Source organism: Kiloniella antarctica, assembly GCF_042682825.1.
GTDB classification, from domain to species: Bacteria; Pseudomonadota; Alphaproteobacteria; order Kiloniellales; family Kiloniellaceae; genus Kiloniella; species Kiloniella antarctica.
On sequence record NZ_JBHUII010000001.1, the window covers coordinates 249,091 to 268,539 of the forward strand.

Consider the following 19,449-nt stretch of genomic DNA (forward strand, 5'->3'; position numbering starts at 1 on the left):
CATGGAGATGACCACTCTCTTTGTAATAGGCATGTTTGCCACCTTCGGCGTACTCTTATTTAGTGGCTTTCCAGTTGCATGGGTCCTTGCCGGCACGGCCGTTATCTGGACATTTATTGGTATCATTTCAGTTGAACAGTTCGGCGCAGATCTCTGGTTTGACTGGGGCAGCTCAATCGGACTGGTTCCCGAGCGACTTTGGGGACTAGTCGGAAGCGAAACACTGGTTGCCCTGCCCATGTTTATTTTCATGGGTATCATGCTTGACCAATCCGGGGTAGCAGAGCGCCTGATGACAAATATGGTGAAGTTATTTGGCGGCGTTAGAGGTGGTTATGCAGTAACCGTGATTGTAATCGGCGTACTCTTGGCTGCAACTACCGGGATTATCGGTGCTTCCGTTGTCCTACTCGGCATGCTCTCTCTGCCGATAATGATGCGTAGTGGTTATTCAAAAGAACTTGCAGTCGGAACCGCCTGCGCAACGGGAACCCTAGGCATCCTTATCCCCCCATCTATCATGCTGGTTTTGATGGCTGACCGCCTTGCAACGCCGGAAGCATCCGTTGGTGACCTTTTTATGGGCGCCTTCTTCCCAGGTATAATGCTCGGGGCAATGTATGTAACTTATGTGCTGGTTCTCGCTTACCTTAAACCTTCCGTTGCCCCTGTTGACCCAAATCGAGAAAAAGTTGACTTGTCTGTCGCTTGGGATGTTGTAAAGGCCGTCCTGCCAACTGCAGGTTTGATTTTACTGGTTCTAGGATCTATTTTTGCGGGCGTTGCAACCCCAACAGAAGCTTCTGGCGTTGGCGCTGCAGGTGCCATGGCACTGGCAGCGGCAAACAGGCGGTTAAGTCTCAGCGTCATCAAAGATACGCTTTATTCCACCACCAAAACGGCATCCTTTATCTTTGCAATTTTTGTGGGTGCCACAGCTTTTTCCGTCGTATTGCGAGGTCTCGGCGGAGATGAGGTCATTGCAGATGCCCTAACCGGATTGCCCTTTGGTCCCGACGGCGTTTTGCTCACCATACTGTTTATCGTATTTTTACTTGGATTTTTCCTCGATTGGGTCGAAATCACCCTGATCATTTTACCGCTTGTGGCCCCTGTCGTTCAGGCAATGGGGTTCGATCTGGTCTGGTTTACTATCCTGTTCGCTGTCTGTTTGCAAACATCGTTCCTCACACCCCCTGTCGGCTTTGCCCTGTTCTATATTAAAGGGGTATGCCCGCCAGAGATTAAAGTCACCCACATCTACAAAGGTGTCGCGCCCTTTATCCTGCTACAGCTGCTGGGTCTTACCTTGATATATTACTTCCCAAAGATCGTAACCTGGTTGCCGAATGTCGCCTATGGTAACTAATTTGGAATAATGAGCGGATAAAAGAAAAACCCCAAGGTTTCCCTTGAGGTTTTCATGGTGGGCGCAGTAGGGTTTGAACCTACGACCCCTTCGATGTCACCGAAGTGCTCTACCGCTGAGCTATGCGCCCTGTACCCGACGAGTTACCTCTCTCGGTGGAAAGGGAAGTATCAAACTGTTAGATGTTTGACAAGTGTTTAAAGGAAGTTTTCAACAATAGTTACATCTTATTATCTATTGCCCATTTCATCAGGTAAGTTTTAATTTAAACTATCGCCTGGAACTCGCCAAAACCTTTTCAACTTGAATCACCAGTTCTTTAAGATGAAAAGGCTTCGACAATAGAGTTGCTTCTCCAAACATCCCCTCAGCTTCACTAAGAACCACTCCAGAAAATCCTGTGATGAACATCACTCTGATATCAGGATGAAACTGACGCGCAGCCTTCGCGAGATCAATCCCGCCTTTTTCTGGCATCACAACATCTGTCAAAACCAGATCAAAACGATGAAAGGAGAGAGTTTCTTCGGCTTCAAGACCATTTGCTGCTGCGACAACCTTATGCCCAGCACGCTCTAACGCACGCTGCAGATAATACCTCAGATTATCATCATCTTCCGCAAGTAGAATATCTGCCATTGCGTACCAACTTTATAAAACATAAATGTTTATTCAAAATCCCACAGTCCCTTATTGGGTTATTCTACAGACTATAGTAACCTTTAATCATAAGCACAAAATTACAAAATTTAGATGAGAGACTTGGATTGAAGCTAAGAACATCGATGCATAAGAATAAACGACGTACCTTGGCAGAGAACTTATGACTTTTGATATGAACGAGATGGGAAATAAGCAACCGACTCTCCCCACACCGACAACAACGGATCTGGGTATTGGTGTCGTAAATGAAACCGAATCTTATCGCCTGCACCTTCCCCAAGAACAGACTTTGCCGGTTGTTCTCTCCTCCCCCCACAGTGGAAACAATTATCCAACGTCTTTCATCGAAGGCTCACGGCTTGATAGCCATAATCTAAGACGCTCCGAGGATAGTTTCGTAGATGAGCTTTTTCAAAATGCTCCCAAACTTGGAGCACCACTGCTTTGTGCATTATTTCCTCGGGCTTTTGTTGATGCAAACAGAGAACCATTTGAACTCGATCCTCATATGTTTGAGGACGAACTTCCAAGTTACGTCAATACCAACTCACCAAGAGTTGCCGTTGGGCTAGGTACAATTGCGCGAAACGTGACAAGCGATACCCTAATCTATAAAGACAAACTCACTTTTGCAGAAGCAAAAGAGCGGATAGAAAAATTTTACTGGCCCTACCATCAAGTTTTACGGCAACTCGTTGATACAACGAAACGAAAGTTTGGCTTTTGCATCCTCATCGATTGTCACTCCATGCCCATCCTCTCAACCCAAGCGACAAAAAATAACCCAAGGCCCGCCAAAGTCGATTTTGTACTTGGAGACAGATTTGGAAAGTCCAGTTCAAGCATCATCGGTAAAACTGTTGAATCTATTCTCAAGGCTAAAGACTATCGGGTGCTAAACAATACCCCCTATCCTGGCGGCTTTATAACCCAACACTATGGTGAGCCATCTTTGGGAATAAACTGTCTTCAAATTGAAATCTCCAGACATTTATATATGAACGAAGAAGCTATTGAACGACGCCCGGAGATAGACGATATCCGATCTCTCATGGAGCAGATCGTATTAAAGGTCGGAACCATAGACGTAAATTCTCTCGACTATTAAATCGCGCCCAATAAGGTTAGATATAAAGATCCTTATTAAACGACATGCATGGCAGATTTTGCCCGATCTATTAATGTTCTTTCAAAATATAGTGACCCCCTCAAAGATTAATTACCAAAGCCCTCCCAAAAAACACCCTCTCTGAGTATAGGATAAAATGACGTCGACGGGTCCGTTTAATACTTATATTAAGATTTTATAATTACTAAATATTTCAACACTTAAAGCATCATACCATCGAGAAATTATCTGCAAAAACCTTCCCCACCTTACTTCTATAGCAATCAATAGTTAACCGATTCTCCAAACTCGCTGGCCTTATATTTGCACTGTTAAAGAAGGTACAGAACTTCCCGTCAAAATTTTGACCTCAGCTAAGGAGGAGAGAATGTTACACTCAGAGCACCGTCAAGACTTTCTTATTCGTAAAAATGAAGAACCTATAAAAATTTTGGCATTCAAAGAAGACGAAGCCAAAAATTATATAGGCCGTGTTACCCGGCGGTTCCCAAAGGCACATTGGGAAATTCTCCCAAGAATGTTGCCAATCCAAACAGATTAAGAACTCAAAAAATCCACTGCCAAGCTAACAAGAGTGACTATCATAAAGATGCTTGATCAACAGCAAGATATATACTGGCATATATCTTGCTGAGAAGGAGGGGAGAGGAGAAGTAATATGGTACCCCGTAATTTAGTTTTATTTTTCAGTGCAAGTCTTTTGGCCACCGTTTTAACGGGCCAGCACGCCTTATCCCAAGAGATCAAAGGTAATAGCGACATCTGTGCTGGCATTATAACAAAAACAGAAATGCAGAAAACCATTCCGCTTCACCTTCTCCGCGCGATTTCTTTGGTCGAATCAGGAAAATGGGACAAGAAAAAGGGGGCAAGAGTTGCCTGGCCCTGGACTGTAATGGCAGAGGGGAAAGGCAGATATCTCCACTCAAAAGAAGCTGCAATCAATGAGGTGCGCAAGCTCAAGGCCAAGGGCGTAAGGAACATCGACGTTGGTTGTATGCAAGTTAACCTTCATCATCACGCCAAAGCTTTTTCTAATTTAGAGGCCGCCTTCGACCCACAGACAAACGTTGCCTATGCTGCTCAATTTCTCATTGATTTACGTAAAAAATCTCCATCATGGACTTCTGCTGTTGGACGCTATCATTCATATAACCAAGAATTTAGCACTCCCTACAGGCGCAAAGTTCTTAAAGCTTGGAGGGATGAAAAACATCGTCTTAATAAAGAAATGCGAATTGCGGCCTTAGAAAAAAAGGCGATAAAGCAAGCCGCCATTAAGGCCAGACAGCCCGGCGCCATTTCTGTAACACATATCAAGGTTGAGGCTGATCCCAAGCTTATCAAAAACGTGCCCAAATCGAGCCCACGAAAGAAAAATATTACTAAAAACACCCCCGCGGACAACAACATCACCAAAAATGTATCGACACCGACACCGACACCGACACAAATGATTATTGCGGATACTCCTAAACAATCATTGGATAATCGCTCTATCGCGACACGACTATTTTACACTATCAAGAAACAAGAATCCTAACGTCCGATTTGAAACCAAGTAGAGCAAATATGACATATGCGACACTTTCTTAAACGGATGAGGCTTTCTTCTCTAATTTACCGATCAAACACTCTCCACCAATTGACACTCGCCCCATTCCTCAAGTAACGTTTCCTAAATCGCGAGGTTCCCCCTGTGGGATGAAAAGGGAATTTGGTGACGTCCGAAAGGATTGAGTCCAAAGCTGCCCCCGCAACTGTAAGTGGTTAGACTTTGTCATGTTGCCCACTGATCTCAACAAGGAGATCGGGAAGGATTAGACAAAAGTTGATGATCCATGAGCCAGGAGACCTGCCATCGCATTGTTCAACCATTAACCCGGGCGGGGTGCACCGGAGGAGATAGTACAATGTCGACTCTTACGACTGATATCGGTCATACTGAAACATTTTCACATACAAAACTCAATGACGACCCCAAGTCGATTATCCATCAAATGGTAATGATCGACAGCTGCAAACGTACGCCTGCCGAAGACGCTATCCTGGCTTGGATTTTGAGTCTCCCAAACGAGCTTGATCCAGCATCAGCCGCCAAACGCTTGCTGGATAAATACGAGGATCTCGCAGTAAAATCCAATGAAGGAGCGATCAAAACCCTTGGATTTTTAAAACAAACAGCAGAGTATCCCCAATCCCGCCTGTCGAATTGTCGACGGAAGACCAGATCCCAACGTAGATATCACAACTGAAAAAAAGACGAAGGCAGACACCGCGACCTTTGGCGAACACATACTGTGTCTAATCTAAAGAGTCTTTTTGTCCTCCTTTTTCTCTCTGCCAATAAGCTTGTTTAAAATAAGATTTTACTGATAAATAGAAAAGGTTGGCTTGTGTTTTCATATAAAGGGGCTGACCTTTTCTAATCATGACGTCTTTTTTATTGTCAATCGACACAGCAGGCTTTTTTGACCGATCAATACAAACGCATTCTTGTTCTTGCGACCCCCCTTATCATCTCTAATCTGACGGTCCCTCTATTAGGGGCTGTCGACACTGCCGTGATGGGTCATCTCCCTGATCCGGCTTATATTGGTGGTGTCGCAGTGGGGAGCACAATTTTCAGCTTCTTATTTTGGGGTTTCGGGTTTCTTAAAATGGGTACTGTTGGCTTTACAGCTCAATCCTTTGGTGCCGAAAACAAAGACGAGCAACAGGCCTCGTTACTGCGTCCGCTTGTACTCTCGATTATGCTTGGCTGTCTGCTGATACTTTTCCAAGCCCCCCTATTAAAGCTATGTGTTGATTTGATTGACGGAAGCGAGCAAGTTCGTACTCTATCCCTTGATTACAGCTACATACGGATATGGAGTGCTCCGGTAACCCTCGCAAACTATGCCGTTATTGGGTGGTTGATTGGAAAAGGGGAGCCACGCTTAACTTTCCTGCTTCAAGTTCTAATCAATACTGTAAATATCCTCTTGGATTTACTTTTTGTTATTGAGCTTGGTTGGGGTGTGGAGGGCGTGGCGCTGGCCACTGTTATTGCAGAAGCTGTTGGCCTCATTGCCGGAATTTGGTTCATCCTGAAACGTTCTCATTTTCTCGAACAAAAAATAAAGTGGGGAAATGTACTTGAAGCATCCCATATTCGGTCCCTCTTTACGGTAAACCGCGACATATTTATCCGAACATTATGTCTGATCTTCTCTTTTGCCTACTTCACACGTGTTGGAGCTAATCTTGGTGACAGCACACTTGCTGCAAATGCAATTCTAATGCAATTCATGTATTTTTCTGCTTATGGGCTGGATGGCTTTGCACATGCGGCAGAAATAACGACGGGCTATGCCAAAGGTAAAAAAGACAACACCGAATTTCGAAATGTCGTAAAAGCCAGCAGCTTTATGGCCTTACTTACCTCGGTCGTTTTTTCTCTGATTTTCTATCTTTCAGGATCAATGATTATTGGCCTATTTACCGATATCAACAGTGTAAAAGAAATTGCCCATAACTATCTACCATGGGTCATTTTAATGCCTATGATTAGTGTCACAAGTTTTCAACTTGATGGCATATTCATAGGCACGACACAAACCAAAGAGCTTAGGAATGCAATGATCCAATGCTTGATTATATTCTTAGGTAGCTGTTGGATTTTCGTACCTTTATGGGGAAATCACGGTCTCTGGTTCTCGATGTCAATTTATATGGCGGCCCGTGGACTTACTTTATTGAGGTATTACCCTGCACTTGCTCGATCTATTGGATAATTCACGATCAACTCCCCCCTACTTCTTGAAGAGAGTTTTAATCGGTGTTTTGTGGAAGAGAGACAATGATGGATAGCCCCCCGTCCTGTCGGTTTTCAGCACGGACATAGCCTCCAATCGCCTCGACATTCCGTCGGACAATCCAGAGCCCAATCCCCATATGGTTATTACTACTGGCCGTTTCGTCGAGATCTTGATTGGATTTGCGCGGACGATAAGACACATAACGCTCAAATATCCGCTCCAGCTCGCTTTCCGGGACACCAGGCCCACGGTCCCGCACAGCAAGTTCTGCGGTTTTCTTGCCGTTGATCAATTCGACCGTCACCGTTGTTCCCCGCGGAGAAACTTCCAATGCATTATCAATGATATTTTCCAAGATCGTCTCAAGCATATCTTCGCCAGCCAACACGGAAATTTCATGATCGATAGAACTTTGAAGAATCACTCCTTGCTCAGAGAAACTCACATTGTAGGCCTCTAACATACGAAGTAACAAAGCAGAAAGGCCAATATTTTCACGAGGTGGGTCGAGTAGTTCTGCCGAAGTATGTTCAAGGTGTCGGGCTGTAGAAACTAAATTCTCCAAGCGATCAAGAGCTTCCTCGACAACTTGTAACGCACGTTGTGCTCGTTTATTTTCTGGCTCAACGGTTTTATTTAATGGTTCCAGAGCTTGGCGTATAATCGCAAGAGGTGTTTTAAACGCATGGGCGTTATCTTCAGCAGCCCTGCGGATTGAGTCAGATGATTCCCGTAATGTATGCGTCATACGGTCAAATTCATAGGCTACGGGTTCAAGCTCCGGAACCTTATTTCCGACCATAAAACTACTTTTCCCAATACGACCCTCTCGAATACCGCGGGCGAGATCACGAAAACGAGACAAATCTCGCCACACTGTAAAGACAAGGATTGCCAGAATAAATGCCATCCCAAGATAAATTGCAGAAGCGATCTGGACCTCGAGAGTTTTCCAATAGGGCTGTCCGATCGAAGAACCAAGAAAGACCTGAGCAGATTGCGTCGCAATAACGGCCCAACAACCTGCATCGGTCTGAATTGCCGTCATCGATGTTAGGAGCTCTTCGACCCCACTGGGACGAAGGTGGCGGATCGCCATCGGACGTTCAATTAAACAACTGGCTGTAAGGTTATCGAATACACCTTGCTCGACCAGTGCTTGTCTTTCTTTTCTCAGTTCATCAGGAGAAAGTCTCGGCTCAGAAGCGACAAAGAAAACCCCCTGAACCCCCTCTTCGCCCACAGGTCGGAAGAGAACTTTAATACCGTTTCCCTTGGTCGCAATACGTTCAATTTCCTCAGGTAACTCTAAAAGAGAAGAGGGGTCTGCCCGTTCTAACGTAGGACGAAGGCTTTCAGCCATCAAACGTCCTTGCTCTCTCACCGCCGTTAAAACGATATTTTGACGATCAAGATCTGCTTGGCGAAATTCTTGATACAATAGAGCAGGCACTGCAAAGAAAACCAGTACCATGATAACGAATTTGGCAATAAGAGAGTGTACCGCCCGATTAACACGGGATCGCCTTGCCTTGTATTCGTTGCCAACTGTCACAGTACTTTGAGTTTTCACGTTATAACTTCCTGGCTAATCAGGCCGTTCCAGACGGTCCATCGTTCCGCCAGCGGTAACCAAAACCAGGGTAATTTTCGATATGCTCGAAGCCTTCATCGATTTCCCGGAACTTCTTTCTTATCCGCTTTATAAAGGACCGGACATTCGCCTTATAGCCATCCGTTCCATATCCTGCGACAAAGTCTTTGCCATGTACGAGGTCATATATTTGTCTGTAGCTAACGTCATTACCAATACCTGTTGCCAGGAAACAAACAATCGCAAACTCAGTTAAGGTCAAGTCAAGCTGCTCGCCCTTCCAATAAGCCCGCATAATGTCTTCACGGATCTCAAGATCCCCCACTCTTGTGGACGATGGATGTCCCGTTTGATTGTCGCTTTCCTGAGCAGGAGAGAAACCTTTTGTACCCTCTGCAATCAACCGTAAACGTTGCAGTATAATGGGAAGACGTCGCGATTTATCGATGAAATCTACCGCCCCCCAGCGTAATGCCGCCTCTTCATAAATTTCGTCACTCAGCATAGTCAGAAAAATAACTGGATTATCCATCCTGGCTTCACGCAACCGGCGTAAAACGGCAAGGCCATCAAGGCCAGGCATGCGCCAATCCAGTAAGATAGGATCTAGCGAAGGTTCATTGAGAAGGAAACTCAAGACATCCGAACCATTGTCAAAATCAATAACTTCGAAGCCTTCTTCAGAAAGGTTCAATCCGAGTGATTCACGGAAAAGATCATCATCATCAACCAAAATAACGCGAGGACTGGTTGTTTCCATTACGGACGCTGCCATCATTTTCTCTCTCCTAAAATCTCGATCTTCAACTTCCCACCAGGGATATTTATGTACGCATATTCAGTCTCTGGCGCTTCTATTCCAAAACTGTGGGCCATATTATTACGAATCAAGGGGATACCTTGTTTGGCACATAGTCTTTGGTCGAAGGTGCCCCTAGTAAAAGCTCTTCAAAGCAAGTCTGAATGAGTTTTTGCTCTAGGCTGCTTACATCATCATTCGTATTTGGCGAAGTCACGCCCAAAGGTTTTTCCACATTTTTCAACTTTTTCTCGACACCGTTCGCTTCGCTTTGAAGTCCGCTTTCATAAGCGAGAACACGGTAATCTCCAGCTTGATCAAGTTTGGGGTAAAAGAAGATCTGCAAACTGCACGTCGCCCGATCGTATCCCCAAACTCTTGCTGGGTAGACGTCTCTTATCCAAACAGGTTGCCCTAGCTTTTCTTTAACTTGAAGAAAAGACATACCCAACAATTGCTGGACATCGGTATTTTCAACAAGGGTTATCTGATCAATACCTTCTGTTGACATGACTTCTGAATCATCAACAGCCCGTTCCGCTGTACGGTTGGGCTCAACAGGAATTGTATTGGGTTTCCATTTGGGTTTTGGCACACTTAATTCTGCAGCTGTTTCCGGTTCATATTTAGCACTCCCCAGAGCGGCTTCGTTAGGTTGATCAGTATCACTTTTCAGTCCAACATCTTCCTTATCCGCAAAAATACCCTGTGCCGATTGTAAATAACTACAGCCAGACAAGAGTAATATTAATGCAGAGAGCTGTAGAAAACGAAGAGCCCCCTCAAACCTATTCATTACGTGAACATATCCCGGCATAAATTGTTTCATCGCGCGAGCGCTAACTATCCCTTATCGACACGCACCCCTCAAGGCTTGTGTTTTTTTTGTGTTCCGGACTGCTATTTAGGGAAATTTCATACCTTCACGACATCCAAAATCACGCCACCTTATGATTTTAGTTACGTTAAGTTATCTCCTCAAATGACAGCGACAATCCTAGTGTAAAGCAACTCGCTTATACCTAAATCAATGGAATAATACGATATACAACGCGAAAAGGTAGAGAAAACACCCATAACTTAGTCACAAAAACTATGTCACCGATTACGTGTAAGCAGATTACCCTCTCTTTGAGGGAGCTCGTTTAACATTTCTCTTCAACAGAATAATGAAATCATTGGCCCTCTTTAATAAACCTCCACAGCATCAAAGCTTTCAACAATGTTCGCTTTCAAGTTCGCCCATGATCACGGACAGAAAAAGGTATCTTCAAACATTGCATGCCCGGAAATAAGTCGGTATTTAAGGGCACGCTTTTCTCAGAAAATCTACTATTGCGTTTCCGTAAGCTGATGACAACTATATGATGTCCAGCAAATAGAAGCATCCGTCCAAGTCTAACCAGCAGGAACCGAATGAAAATCTGCCAAATTTGCGCTGTCGATTTCTCACTCTATCATATGATACTCCCCTTAATGAAGGGCATGAGAGATGCAGGCCATGAAGTGGTTGGCGTGTGCAGCGATGGTCCTCTGGTTGATAAAATTCGCGCAGAAGGCTTTCGTGTCGAAACAATCGAAATTGAGAGAAGTCTTAATCTTTTGTCTCACACAAAATCATTCCAGCAATTAAAACGGTTCTTCAGCGAAGAGAAATTTGACCTCGTTCACGCCCATACCCCGGTCGCATCTCTTATCGCCCGATTTGCAGCACGTATAGCAAAGGTTCCAAAAATTGCATACACAGCTCATGGCTTTTACTTCCATGAAAACATGCCTGCCTTAAAGCGGAACATCTTTATTGGCCTCGAATGGCTTGCTGGTCGCTGCACTGACACCCTCTTTACCCAAGCCGAAGAAGACGCCGAAACGGCAAGAAATCATAATCTTTGTAAAAACGGGACAATCGTTGCCATAGGTAACGGGATTGATATCGATAAATTTTACCCTGCTTCTCCAAAATCTTATCGTAAAGCCCTTCGGACTGAATTTGGTGCCAAAGACGATGAGACCATAATACTAATGGTCGGCCGCCTTGTTCATGAAAAAGGTTATGTTGAACTCATTGAAGCTATGCGAAAAGTGGGGGCGACACTTTGGATCGTCGGCGATAGACTTGAAAGTGATCACGCATCTGATATTAACGAGGCCATTGAACTTGCTAAGAATGATCCCAAGTTAAAAAAGCGCATCCGGTTTTTAGGCTATCGGCAAGATGTGAACCAAATTATGCGCGCTTCAGATATTTTCACACTCCCCTCTCACAGAGAAGGGATGCCCCGTTCTATCATTGAAGCAATGATGACTGGTTTACCTGTCGTCGCAACGAACATTCGCGGATCGAGAGAAGAAGTCATTGATGGGAAAACTGGTTTACTGGTGCCTGTGCACTCCCCAGATAAACTTGCCGACGCCCTTTGCAAGCTGGTCAACAGTCCCAAGCTACGTGAGACGATGGGCAACGCAAGTAGAGAACGTGCTCTCGAGCTATATGATGAGCAAAAAGTAATTGCCACTCAGCTCCAAATCCTTGCTCTCTCCTAAAGTAGGGACAAGATATGACTACGTCCCTGACACAAATCGCTCTAAAACTTTATGGTACGACGGCAACCCTTCTAACGCCGCTTATCAAATACCATCTCAAAAGTCGCCGGTTACGCGGCAAAGAACACCCTGAGCGTCACCCTGAACGTTTGGGCTATAGCGTTACTCAACGCCCCAGTGGCCCACTGCTATGGATCCATGGTGCATCAGTGGGGGAATCTCTATCTATCCTACCTTTGATAACAGCGCTTAACGCGCAACAGTCAAATTTAAAGTTTTTGATTACAACAGGCACAACGACTTCTGCCGAGCTAATGGCAAAACGATTGCCTGAAAACGCGATACATCAGTTTGTTCCCGTTGATATCCCCGCGGCCATTGAACGCTTTATTGAACACTGGTCCCCTGATCTTGGATTAATTGTTGAATCAGAGCTTTGGCCCCAATTGATTTTTCGCAGCGCAAATCACAACATTCCTTTACTTCTTATCAATGGACGAATGTCTAAAAAGTCGACAAAATCCTGGTACCGTTTTCCGTTCTTCATTAAAGATCTGTTGGCGTGCTTTAGGATTGTTATGGCCCAGTCCCAACAAGACGCCCGACATTTTAGACAGCTCGGCTCAACTCAGGTCCTGGAAAGCGGGAATCTAAAGTTTTCAGCTGACAAACTATCTTATGACAGCGCAAGTCTTGATGAACTTACAAACCTTATTAAGAAACGTCCCGTCTGGTTCGCGAGTTCGACACATAAGGGGGAAGAGCTTTTTTTTGCTCGAGTACAAGAAAAATTAAAAGCCAAGATCCCGAACATACTTTGTATCGTTGCCCCCAGGCACCCTAATCGAGGCCCAGACATCCTTGCAGAACTTGGCTCAACAAAATTAAAGGTTTCTGCCCGAAGTAAATCAGAAACCATTTATTCAGACACAGATCTTTATTTAGCTGATACCCTTGGTGAACTCGGTTTGTTTTACGAGCTTTCTCCCATTGTTGTCATGGCAGGCTCCTTCCTTAGAAAAGGAGGCCAAAACCTGCTTGAACCAGCACGGCAAAACTGTGCTATTATCTGTGGCCCAGAGATGCAAAATTTTGAAGCGATATGTGATGAAATGATTGAAGCTGACGCCATTATAAAATTAAGGAATACGGATCAATTAGAGAACCAATTAATACACCTGCTGTCACATACGGAAGAACGCCGAGAACTGGCAAAAACTGCTTCTCATTATATGACCAGCAAAGGTGAGGAAATCCACGCCATCGCGGCACGGGTGTTAGAAGAACTCTAAATATTATCTTTGATCAAGCGTAGAAGCCATATCTTTTAACTCAGAAAGAGTTGCCGGCGCCATATAACGCTCAATGGTGTTGATCCCACCACTTCTCATGCTATTAACACTTGAATTCACTGCCTTACGGCTCATAACAAGGCCAGAGCTTCCTTGATCTAAAAGTATCTCATTCGTGATCTCATTTACATCTGCGCTTCCCCCAAAGGGAGCCGCAAAAAGATTACAAACCTCAAGCCTGCTTTGCACCAACCAAGACTGACAACACGTAATTTCCGCAAGTTGCTGCTCTTTTGTCAACGAAGACAAAACAAAATGGGAATGGGAATGGTTACCATAGGTTATCAAAGGATGAGATAGAAAATCTTCTCGACGCGCGATGATATTTTCAAGATGCTTTTCAACAATCCCAACAAGCCCACGGTCTTGAAAAAAGGTATCAATCGCGTCACTTACAATTTTACTATTCAAGTAAGGATTTTTGGTATCTTTATAAAACCTTTCCCGGCGGACCCTCGATATCCACGGAGCTTTACAGCTATAAGATAAAAAATCATCCGTTAACTGATTTCCGATGATATAACGCACCTTGTCCCGCCAAAAGAGCCCTCCCTCAACCAACGAACTGTTCACAAAAACCGTTGCAGGAATCTTTTGATCAATCAACCAAGGAAGTGCATTTGAAAAAACAGACGAGTAAGCATCATCAAATGTGATTGCAGCCAACCCTTTCCGACTTCCAGATATAGAAAATTCTTCAAGGGTGACAATATCAAAATTCTGTCTGAGCCAGGTAATTTGTTGTCGGAAATTTTCCGGAGATACATTATGAATGCGACTCTCTAAACCAGATGGAATATCAAGAAACACACCGTGATACAGTAAGACATGGCCGCCACGATATTGATCTGACAATAGAATTGCCTCAACAGTTTTAGAGCGTTAGTGAAATAATCTATTCGCTGTATGCAAATATTTCAACGCGTCGATCTTCATCTTTTTTATCCGCAGCTCCCCAAAACGAAAACCCTCCATAAGCTTCCCCCCGAAAGACCGTTTCTACCCGCTTTTTCTCAATGCCTTTTTTTATCAAATAGCTTTTTGCACTCTCCGCTCTTTTCAAGGAGAGCTTTTTATTCGCATCCGGATCACCCTCTTTATCTGCTTGCCCCACAGCACAAATTTTAAGAGAAGGGTTGCCCGTTACGACATCAACAAGTTGATCAATTTGTTTTCGCGCCTCGGTGCTCAACGCCGTTTGCCCTGTCTCAAAATAAATCACCTTCTTAATAATGGGCGTATGATCAAGAGTTTGAGAGCAATTTATCGCACTCGCGGAAACGCTTGATATCCCCAAAGAAAATATCATTGCGCTCGTTATTGCTGCGAGTTTAAACATCTTCACACTCCTCTATAGACAACAGGTTGATAACCCAACTGTATCCAATAATGGTGTAGATAACCAGATCAGACAGCTTCTTTTGTTAGAGACGACGAAAGGTATTCTTCGTAAGCACGTAAGATCACACCCTCATCTGCCCCAGGCTTAAACGCGTTCTGACTCAAACTGCGGCGCCATGCGCGTGCGCCGGGTAAACCGTTAAATAACCCAAGGACATGCCGTGTGATGGATTTGACAGGAACATCCTCTCGAACTTTCAAAGCAGCATACTCAATAAGATCCGCTACGATTTCAGATCGATCTCTAACACCTGTTTTTGCATAAAATCTTTGATCAACTTCGGCCATTACATAAGGATTTTGGTACGCTTCACGACCGATCATCACGCCATCAACGTGTTTTATATGTTCTTGCGCGGCATCGAGAGTTTGGACCCCACCGTTCAAAATGACTTCCAGTTCAGGAAAATCCTGCTTAACCCGGTACACGATATCATATCTGAGAGGCGGAACTTCACGATTTTGTTTCGGGCTCAAACCTTCTAACCAAGCTTTGCGGGCATGAACGATTAAAGTTTTACAGCCTGCGCCGACAACTTTACTGACCAAGTCGTGTAAGAATTCATAAGAGTCCTGATCATCAATCCCAATCCGAGTCTTCACGGTTGAGGCTAAACCGGACTGTGCCATCGCAGATACACATTCAGCCACTAACTCTGGCTCGGCCATTAAACAAGCCCCAAAACGCCCCTTTTGCACACGATCACTAGGGCAACCAACATTGAGATTAATCTCGTCATATCCAAAGTCTCCCGCCATTTTGGAGCAAGTTGCAATCGCTTCAGGGTCACTTCCGCCCAACTGCAGTGCGATTGGATGTTCTTTTTCATCAAACCGCAAGAACCGTTCGGGATCTCGTCCATGTAACAAAGCGCCCGTTGTAATCATCTCGGTATAGAGAACAGTATGTTTCGAGATCATTCGCAGGAAAGACCGTTCGTGCCGGTCGGTCCAGTCCAACATTGGCGCAACACATATCTTACGGTTCAAAACATTTTGTTCCACAAACTCACCTTCACTAAATCCTGCACTGCCTTCAGAGTTAAAATGACAGAGGCTTATCAAGATAAATCGAAACTATCGGCTTCGTATAATAGCTTGACGCGAAATTTACCAGCAATCTCATAAATTGATGTTTTTTTTGTTACGTTTTACTTTTCAGGTAAGGATCATCTATGCGCTCTAAAAAGAGATCTCTTAGTAACTGACCTGCAGGCCCTAATGTTTCCGGCCTTGGCACGACAAGAGTTAACCATACTTTAGGCGAGAGAAGATTCTCCACCTGTAAAGATACTAAAATTCCAGAAGCTAAGTCATCTGCGACCTCATGCCGAGGCAGTAAACAAAATCCTATCCCCTGATGTAAACACGAAAGCGCAGCACCGATACTATCAACGGTCCAACGCTGTTCTGCTTTGAGCCACCCTTTATCTTTAGTGTCTTTCACCATCTTCTCAGAAATTACGATTTGCAAGTGCCCGGCCAAATTTCTTTCGGTTATAGGCTCTTTGCGCAACGCCAAAGGATGGCTACTGTGAACAACTATTAACATTTCAACATCAACAATGGACGTTCCCGAGTGCCCCTTTGGCAAGAAACTGGCAATCGCCAAATCAACTTCTTTGTTCTCAATGGCTGCTGTTGTTGCCCCAATCACCGTATCCCTAACACGCAATCGGCACCCTCGGCTTTGTGGATAAAAAGCCTTTAATGTATTGAACAGACAACTGGTGGGGAAAATAGATTCAACAGCAATGGACAGTTCGGTCTCCCACCCTTGAGATAGGGTTTTAGCTGTCATTTGTAATTCTTCAGAGTTTTCTAAAAGGCGCGCAGAGCGCCTCAACAGCACTTCCCCCTCTGAGGTAAGGACAAGCGACTTTCCCTCCGTTCTTAAAAGAGCAACGCCTAAGAGATTCTGCATTTTGGAAAGTGCGTGATGTAACGACGAATGGCTTTTATTAAGCTCTTTAGCTGCATGTGCATAGCCACCAAACTTAACAACAGCATGAAAAATACGCCACTGTTCGAGGGTTACGGATCCAATCACAAAAATTCTTTCTATTTAATCGACACAAATTGTCAAATTATAACAATTTCATTTATTAAAAATAACACTAATTCTTGTTGTAATGGATATACAAGGAGAATCCCATGAGTAAAAATCTACTGGTTATCAACTCAAGCCCTCTCAGTGAGGGTTCTAAATCTCGCGCACTAACAGATACTTTTGCAAAAGAATGGCGGCTTAAAAATACTGAGGTTAGCATTGTCGAACGCGATTTGAGCAAAACCGAACTAGGTCATTTAGACGAACCAACAATCGGCGCATTTTATACACCGGAAGATCAACTTAACGATGATCAAAAAAAACGCGTTGCCCTTTCTAACACCTTAGTAGATGAACTCATCAAAGCCGATACCATCATTATTGGTGCACCGATGCACAACTTTTCAATACCTTCGACCTTGAAGTCATATATTGATCTTGTTGCCCGGGTGGGGAAAACGTTCTCTTACACTGAAAAAGGCCCCAAAGGCCTTCTAAAAGGCAAAAAGGCCTATGTGCTTACTGCAACTGGCGGCGACTATAGAGATGGCAGTCCTGCAAGCGGTATGAATTTTGTAGATCCCTATCTTCGTACCGTGCTCGGCTTCTTAGGCATTAGTGACGTAGAATTCATTTCTGCAATAAATTCGGCTAAAAGCGACGAAGGCTTAAGTCAAGCCCAAGAGCTTCTCAAACAAACAATTGCCGCTTAGACAGACACCCTTAATTTTACAGCACAGAATATACCTAGAAAAGCGACCTTTTAGAGGTCGCTTTTTCAGTTCACTGGGAATAACCAGACCACTAAGCCCCACATATTGCAAATTACTGCCAGTCCAATTCACAATTTTTGCGCTTTTAAAACAACGTAACCCACAATTTATCAACAATATCCACTTATTTCCCACTTTTAACCTTGATCGCACTTTCAATCCGCCCTAATATTCCCACACATAAGTCAAAAAATGACACAAACACCTGATTAACTCAGCGTAATTAAATTACGCAATGATACGAAAGAGGAAACCCGGGAATGATCAAAGCGATTACCTTTGACCTGTGGGATACTATCGTCGATGACGATTCAGATGAGCCCAAACGTGCCGCCAAAGGCCTTAGGACTAAAAAAGAAGAACGCCGTCACATCGTATGGTCTGCCTTAAACGAAGTTGAAGTGATAGACTTGGAAACCGTCAACCTCGCTTATGACGTTGCCGACGCCTCTTTCAATATTGTTTGGAAAGAACTCTTCATTAACTGGACCGTAGAGCAACGCATTAATGCGATTCTAAATGGTTTGGGCCGCCGCCTTCCAGCAGAGCTTTTCAATCGTGTCGTTAAAGAGACTGGCGATATGGAAGTAAACATTCCACCAAATGCGATCGAAGGTGTGAAAGAAGCCCTCGCCAATTTGGCCAGTCGCTACAAACTTTGCATTGTTTCGGACGCTATCGTGACGCCAGGAACGGGTCTTCGCCAGATCTTGGAGGATTATGATCTTAAGCAATATTTCAGTGGCTTTGCTTTCTCTGATGAAGTCGGCCACTCCAAACCTCACCGCAGCATGTTTGATACAGCGGCAAGTCAGGTCGGAGTTAAAGTTGAAGAAATGCTTCACATTGGCGATCGTGATCACAACGACATCAAAGGTCCCCACGCTCTCGGTATGAAAGCTATTCTCTTCACCGCGACACGGGATGCCGACAAAGGCCATACCACCGCGGACGCCATCGTCAATAGCTACGCAGATTTACCATCTACTATTGACCGCCTCGCTGAACTCAGTAGATAACAGATACTTACTACCCACTCGGAGAAGACGAGATGTCTCAAACCCCGCGTTTCCTAATTGTCGATGGCTATGCCAAAGAAGGTCGTGATGGCCTGAAAGAAGGCGGCGCCTCTACCGCAGGCGACCTTTACGTTAAAATGCTCCAGACCCAAAGTCCTGGCGCACAGTGTGACATTGTATACCCGGCCGATCCGGGCGCGACATTGCCATCCGGCACTGGTCTTGATCAGTACGACGGCATTGCCTGGACTGGGTCAAGTCTAACGGTTCATTCAGATGATCCCAAAGTCGTCCCGCAAATCGAGTTTGCCAAAGCCGCCTATAAAGCGCAGGTCCCAAGCTTTGGCAGCTGTTGGGCAGCACAGATTTCAGTTGTTGCCGCGGGCGGTGCTTGCGCCGTAAACCCCAAAGATCGTGAAATGGGTTTTGCGCGCAAGATCTCTCTAACACCTGAAGGCCGTGCGCACCCGATGTACGAAGGTAAAAAATCCACCTTTGACGCCTTCATCAGCCACGACGATGAAATCACTCACATGCCACCAAATGGGCAAGTGTTGGCTTCAAATGACTGGACCTCTGTTCAGGCTGTATCCGTGACGCACAATGGTGGTGTGTTCTGGTCTGTTCAATATCACCCTGAATATGATCTACATGAGATGGCGCGTCTTTGTTATTGCCGCAAGCAGAAGCTGGTCGATAAAGGCTTCTTCCTCAACGTGGATGATGCACAAAAATTTGTGGACATGCTCGAAGCTCTCCACCAAGATCCTAGCCGAAAAGATCTCTGGTGGTTGCTGGGTATCGATCACGACATCATGAACGCCGACATTCGTCAGGCGGAAGTGAAAAACTGGATCGAACGCCTAGTTGTTCCAACCATGGCACGCAAACGTTAATCGCTATAGATTTCTGATATAATCAGGTCTGTAGCTCAAACGAGAAACAGACCTGATTAT

At 44.7% G+C, this 19,449-nt stretch carries 19 protein-coding genes, 1 tRNA gene and 1 riboswitch; of the genes, 11 read left to right on the plus strand and 9 right to left on the minus strand.

Features of this window, described 5'->3' with window-relative positions:
* Window position 1 precedes the first annotated feature (1 nt).
* Complete coding sequence (locus ACFSKO_RS01180; RefSeq protein WP_380247532.1) at window positions 2-1,369, plus strand: TRAP transporter large permease; 1,368 nt, start codon at window positions 2-4, stop codon at window positions 1,367-1,369.
* A 55-nt stretch (window positions 1,370-1,424) separates the two neighbouring features.
* Here the strand turns inward: ACFSKO_RS01180 and ACFSKO_RS01185 are convergent.
* A tRNA-Val gene (locus ACFSKO_RS01185) sits at window positions 1,425-1,499 on the minus strand.
* A gap of 140 nt (window positions 1,500-1,639) precedes the next feature.
* Complete coding sequence (locus ACFSKO_RS01190; protein WP_380247534.1) at window positions 1,640-2,008, minus strand: response regulator; 369 nt, start codon at window positions 2,006-2,008, stop codon at window positions 1,640-1,642.
* A 184-nt stretch (window positions 2,009-2,192) separates the two neighbouring features.
* Here ACFSKO_RS01190 and ACFSKO_RS01195 point away from each other — a divergent pair, with 184 nt between their 5' ends.
* From ACFSKO_RS01195 to ACFSKO_RS01215, 5 genes are all read left to right on the plus strand, one after another.
* Window positions 2,193-3,140, plus strand: coding sequence for an N-formylglutamate amidohydrolase (locus tag ACFSKO_RS01195; protein ID WP_380247536.1), 948 nt, complete (start codon window positions 2,193-2,195; stop codon window positions 3,138-3,140).
* A 388-nt stretch (window positions 3,141-3,528) separates the two neighbouring features.
* Entirely contained in the window at window positions 3,529-3,702 is a 174-nt protein-coding gene (locus ACFSKO_RS01200; protein WP_380247538.1) for a hypothetical protein, read from the plus strand.
* Between the two features lie 117 nt (window positions 3,703-3,819).
* Window positions 3,820-4,704, plus strand: coding sequence for a transglycosylase SLT domain-containing protein (locus ACFSKO_RS01205; RefSeq protein ID WP_380247540.1), 885 nt, complete (start codon window positions 3,820-3,822; stop codon window positions 4,702-4,704).
* 129 nt (window positions 4,705-4,833) lie between these two features.
* Window positions 4,834-5,038: riboswitch (cobalamin riboswitch) on the plus strand.
* Between the two features lie 36 nt (window positions 5,039-5,074).
* On the plus strand, window positions 5,075-5,416 hold the full coding sequence (locus tag ACFSKO_RS01210; RefSeq protein WP_380247542.1) for a hypothetical protein: 342 nt from the start codon (window positions 5,075-5,077) through the stop codon (window positions 5,414-5,416).
* Window positions 5,417-5,632: 216 nt separating this feature from the next.
* Window positions 5,633-6,937 carry an MATE family efflux transporter gene (locus ACFSKO_RS01215; RefSeq protein WP_380247544.1) on the plus strand — a complete coding sequence of 435 codons (1,305 nt, stop codon included), beginning with the start codon at window positions 5,633-5,635 and terminating at the stop codon, window positions 6,935-6,937.
* A 37-nt stretch (window positions 6,938-6,974) separates the two neighbouring features.
* Here ACFSKO_RS01215 and ACFSKO_RS01220 read toward each other — a convergent pair whose 3' ends face one another.
* The 3 genes from ACFSKO_RS01220 to ACFSKO_RS01230 all read right to left on the minus strand — a co-directional run bounded on the left by ACFSKO_RS01220 (window position 6,975) and on the right by ACFSKO_RS01230 (window position 10,150).
* The gene (locus ACFSKO_RS01220) at window positions 6,975-8,534 is read right to left on the minus strand and encodes a sensor histidine kinase (RefSeq protein WP_380247546.1); all 1,560 of its coding nucleotides are present in this window, start codon (window positions 8,532-8,534) and stop codon (window positions 6,975-6,977) included.
* A gap of 19 nt (window positions 8,535-8,553) precedes the next feature.
* Window positions 8,554-9,333, minus strand: coding sequence for a response regulator transcription factor (locus tag ACFSKO_RS01225; RefSeq protein WP_380247548.1), 780 nt, complete (start codon window positions 9,331-9,333; stop codon window positions 8,554-8,556).
* Window positions 9,334-9,442: 109 nt separating this feature from the next.
* Window positions 9,443-10,150 (minus strand): hypothetical protein, encoded by a 708-nt coding sequence (locus tag ACFSKO_RS01230; RefSeq protein WP_380247551.1) that lies wholly within the window; start codon window positions 10,148-10,150, stop codon window positions 9,443-9,445.
* A gap of 620 nt (window positions 10,151-10,770) precedes the next feature.
* On the opposite strand from ACFSKO_RS01230, the gene ACFSKO_RS01235 reads away from it, so the two are divergent.
* Window positions 10,771-11,898, plus strand: coding sequence for a glycosyltransferase family 4 protein (locus tag ACFSKO_RS01235; RefSeq protein WP_380247553.1), 1,128 nt, complete (start codon window positions 10,771-10,773; stop codon window positions 11,896-11,898).
* Window positions 11,899-11,912: 14 nt separating this feature from the next.
* Complete coding sequence (locus tag ACFSKO_RS01240; RefSeq protein WP_380247555.1) at window positions 11,913-13,190, plus strand: 3-deoxy-D-manno-octulosonic acid transferase; 1,278 nt, start codon at window positions 11,913-11,915, stop codon at window positions 13,188-13,190.
* Between the two features lie 3 nt (window positions 13,191-13,193).
* Here the strand turns inward: ACFSKO_RS01240 and ACFSKO_RS01245 are convergent, their stop codons facing one another.
* The 4 genes from ACFSKO_RS01245 to ACFSKO_RS01260 all read right to left on the minus strand — a co-directional run bounded on the left by ACFSKO_RS01245 (window position 13,194) and on the right by ACFSKO_RS01260 (window position 16,701).
* The gene (locus ACFSKO_RS01245) at window positions 13,194-14,105 is read right to left on the minus strand and encodes a polysaccharide deacetylase family protein (RefSeq protein WP_380247557.1); all 912 of its coding nucleotides are present in this window, start codon (window positions 14,103-14,105) and stop codon (window positions 13,194-13,196) included.
* Between the two features lie 40 nt (window positions 14,106-14,145).
* Window positions 14,146-14,589: an OmpA family protein gene (locus tag ACFSKO_RS01250; RefSeq protein WP_380247559.1), complete on the minus strand. Its 444-nt coding sequence runs from the start codon at window positions 14,587-14,589 to the stop codon at window positions 14,146-14,148.
* Between the two features lie 68 nt (window positions 14,590-14,657).
* Window positions 14,658-15,614, minus strand: coding sequence for a tRNA dihydrouridine(20/20a) synthase DusA (dusA, locus tag ACFSKO_RS01255; protein WP_380249410.1), 957 nt, complete (start codon window positions 15,612-15,614; stop codon window positions 14,658-14,660).
* Window positions 15,615-15,795: 181 nt separating this feature from the next.
* A complete protein-coding gene (locus ACFSKO_RS01260; protein ID WP_380247561.1) occupies window positions 15,796-16,701 on the minus strand; it encodes a LysR family transcriptional regulator in 906 nt (301 codons plus the stop codon).
* 104 nt (window positions 16,702-16,805) lie between these two features.
* Here ACFSKO_RS01260 and ACFSKO_RS01265 point away from each other — a divergent pair, with 104 nt between their 5' ends.
* The 3 genes from ACFSKO_RS01265 to ACFSKO_RS01275 all read left to right on the plus strand — a co-directional run bounded on the left by ACFSKO_RS01265 (window position 16,806) and on the right by ACFSKO_RS01275 (window position 19,389).
* Window positions 16,806-17,414: an FMN-dependent NADH-azoreductase gene (locus tag ACFSKO_RS01265; RefSeq protein ID WP_380247563.1), complete on the plus strand. Its 609-nt coding sequence runs from the start codon at window positions 16,806-16,808 to the stop codon at window positions 17,412-17,414.
* A gap of 320 nt (window positions 17,415-17,734) precedes the next feature.
* On the plus strand, window positions 17,735-18,493 hold the full coding sequence (locus ACFSKO_RS01270) for an HAD family hydrolase (protein WP_380247565.1): 759 nt from the start codon (window positions 17,735-17,737) through the stop codon (window positions 18,491-18,493).
* A 32-nt stretch (window positions 18,494-18,525) separates the two neighbouring features.
* Window positions 18,526-19,389, plus strand: a complete 864-nt coding sequence (locus ACFSKO_RS01275; RefSeq protein WP_380247567.1) for a type 1 glutamine amidotransferase — start codon at window positions 18,526-18,528, stop codon at window positions 19,387-19,389.
* Window positions 19,390-19,449: the final 60 nt, after the last annotated feature.

Coding starts and splice junctions, on each gene's coding strand:
- ACFSKO_RS01210 (WP_380247542.1), top strand. CDS start 5,075: ATGTCGACTCTTACGACTGATATCGGTCATACTGAAACATTTTCACAT.
- ACFSKO_RS01270 (WP_380247565.1), top strand. CDS start 17,735: ATGATCAAAGCGATTACCTTTGACCTGTGGGATACTATCGTCGATGAC.
- ACFSKO_RS01275 (WP_380247567.1), top strand. CDS start 18,526: ATGTCTCAAACCCCGCGTTTCCTAATTGTCGATGGCTATGCCAAAGAA.
- ACFSKO_RS01190 (WP_380247534.1), bottom strand. CDS start 2,008: ATGGCAGATATTCTACTTGCGGAAGATGATGATAATCTGAGGTATTAT.
- ACFSKO_RS01225 (WP_380247548.1), bottom strand. CDS start 9,333: ATGATGGCAGCGTCCGTAATGGAAACAACCAGTCCTCGCGTTATTTTG.
- ACFSKO_RS01205 (WP_380247540.1), top strand. CDS start 3,820: ATGGTACCCCGTAATTTAGTTTTATTTTTCAGTGCAAGTCTTTTGGCC.
- ACFSKO_RS01195 (WP_380247536.1), top strand. CDS start 2,193: ATGACTTTTGATATGAACGAGATGGGAAATAAGCAACCGACTCTCCCC.
- ACFSKO_RS01265 (WP_380247563.1), top strand. CDS start 16,806: ATGAGTAAAAATCTACTGGTTATCAACTCAAGCCCTCTCAGTGAGGGT.
- dusA (WP_380249410.1), bottom strand. CDS start 15,614: ATGTTGGACTGGACCGACCGGCACGAACGGTCTTTCCTGCGAATGATC.
- ACFSKO_RS01200 (WP_380247538.1), top strand. CDS start 3,529: ATGTTACACTCAGAGCACCGTCAAGACTTTCTTATTCGTAAAAATGAA.
- ACFSKO_RS01240 (WP_380247555.1), top strand. CDS start 11,913: ATGACTACGTCCCTGACACAAATCGCTCTAAAACTTTATGGTACGACG.
- ACFSKO_RS01180 (WP_380247532.1), top strand. CDS start 2: ATGGAGATGACCACTCTCTTTGTAATAGGCATGTTTGCCACCTTCGGC.
- ACFSKO_RS01230 (WP_380247551.1), bottom strand. CDS start 10,150: ATGAATAGGTTTGAGGGGGCTCTTCGTTTTCTACAGCTCTCTGCATTA.
- ACFSKO_RS01235 (WP_380247553.1), top strand. CDS start 10,771: ATGAAAATCTGCCAAATTTGCGCTGTCGATTTCTCACTCTATCATATG.
- ACFSKO_RS01250 (WP_380247559.1), bottom strand. CDS start 14,589: ATGTTTAAACTCGCAGCAATAACGAGCGCAATGATATTTTCTTTGGGG.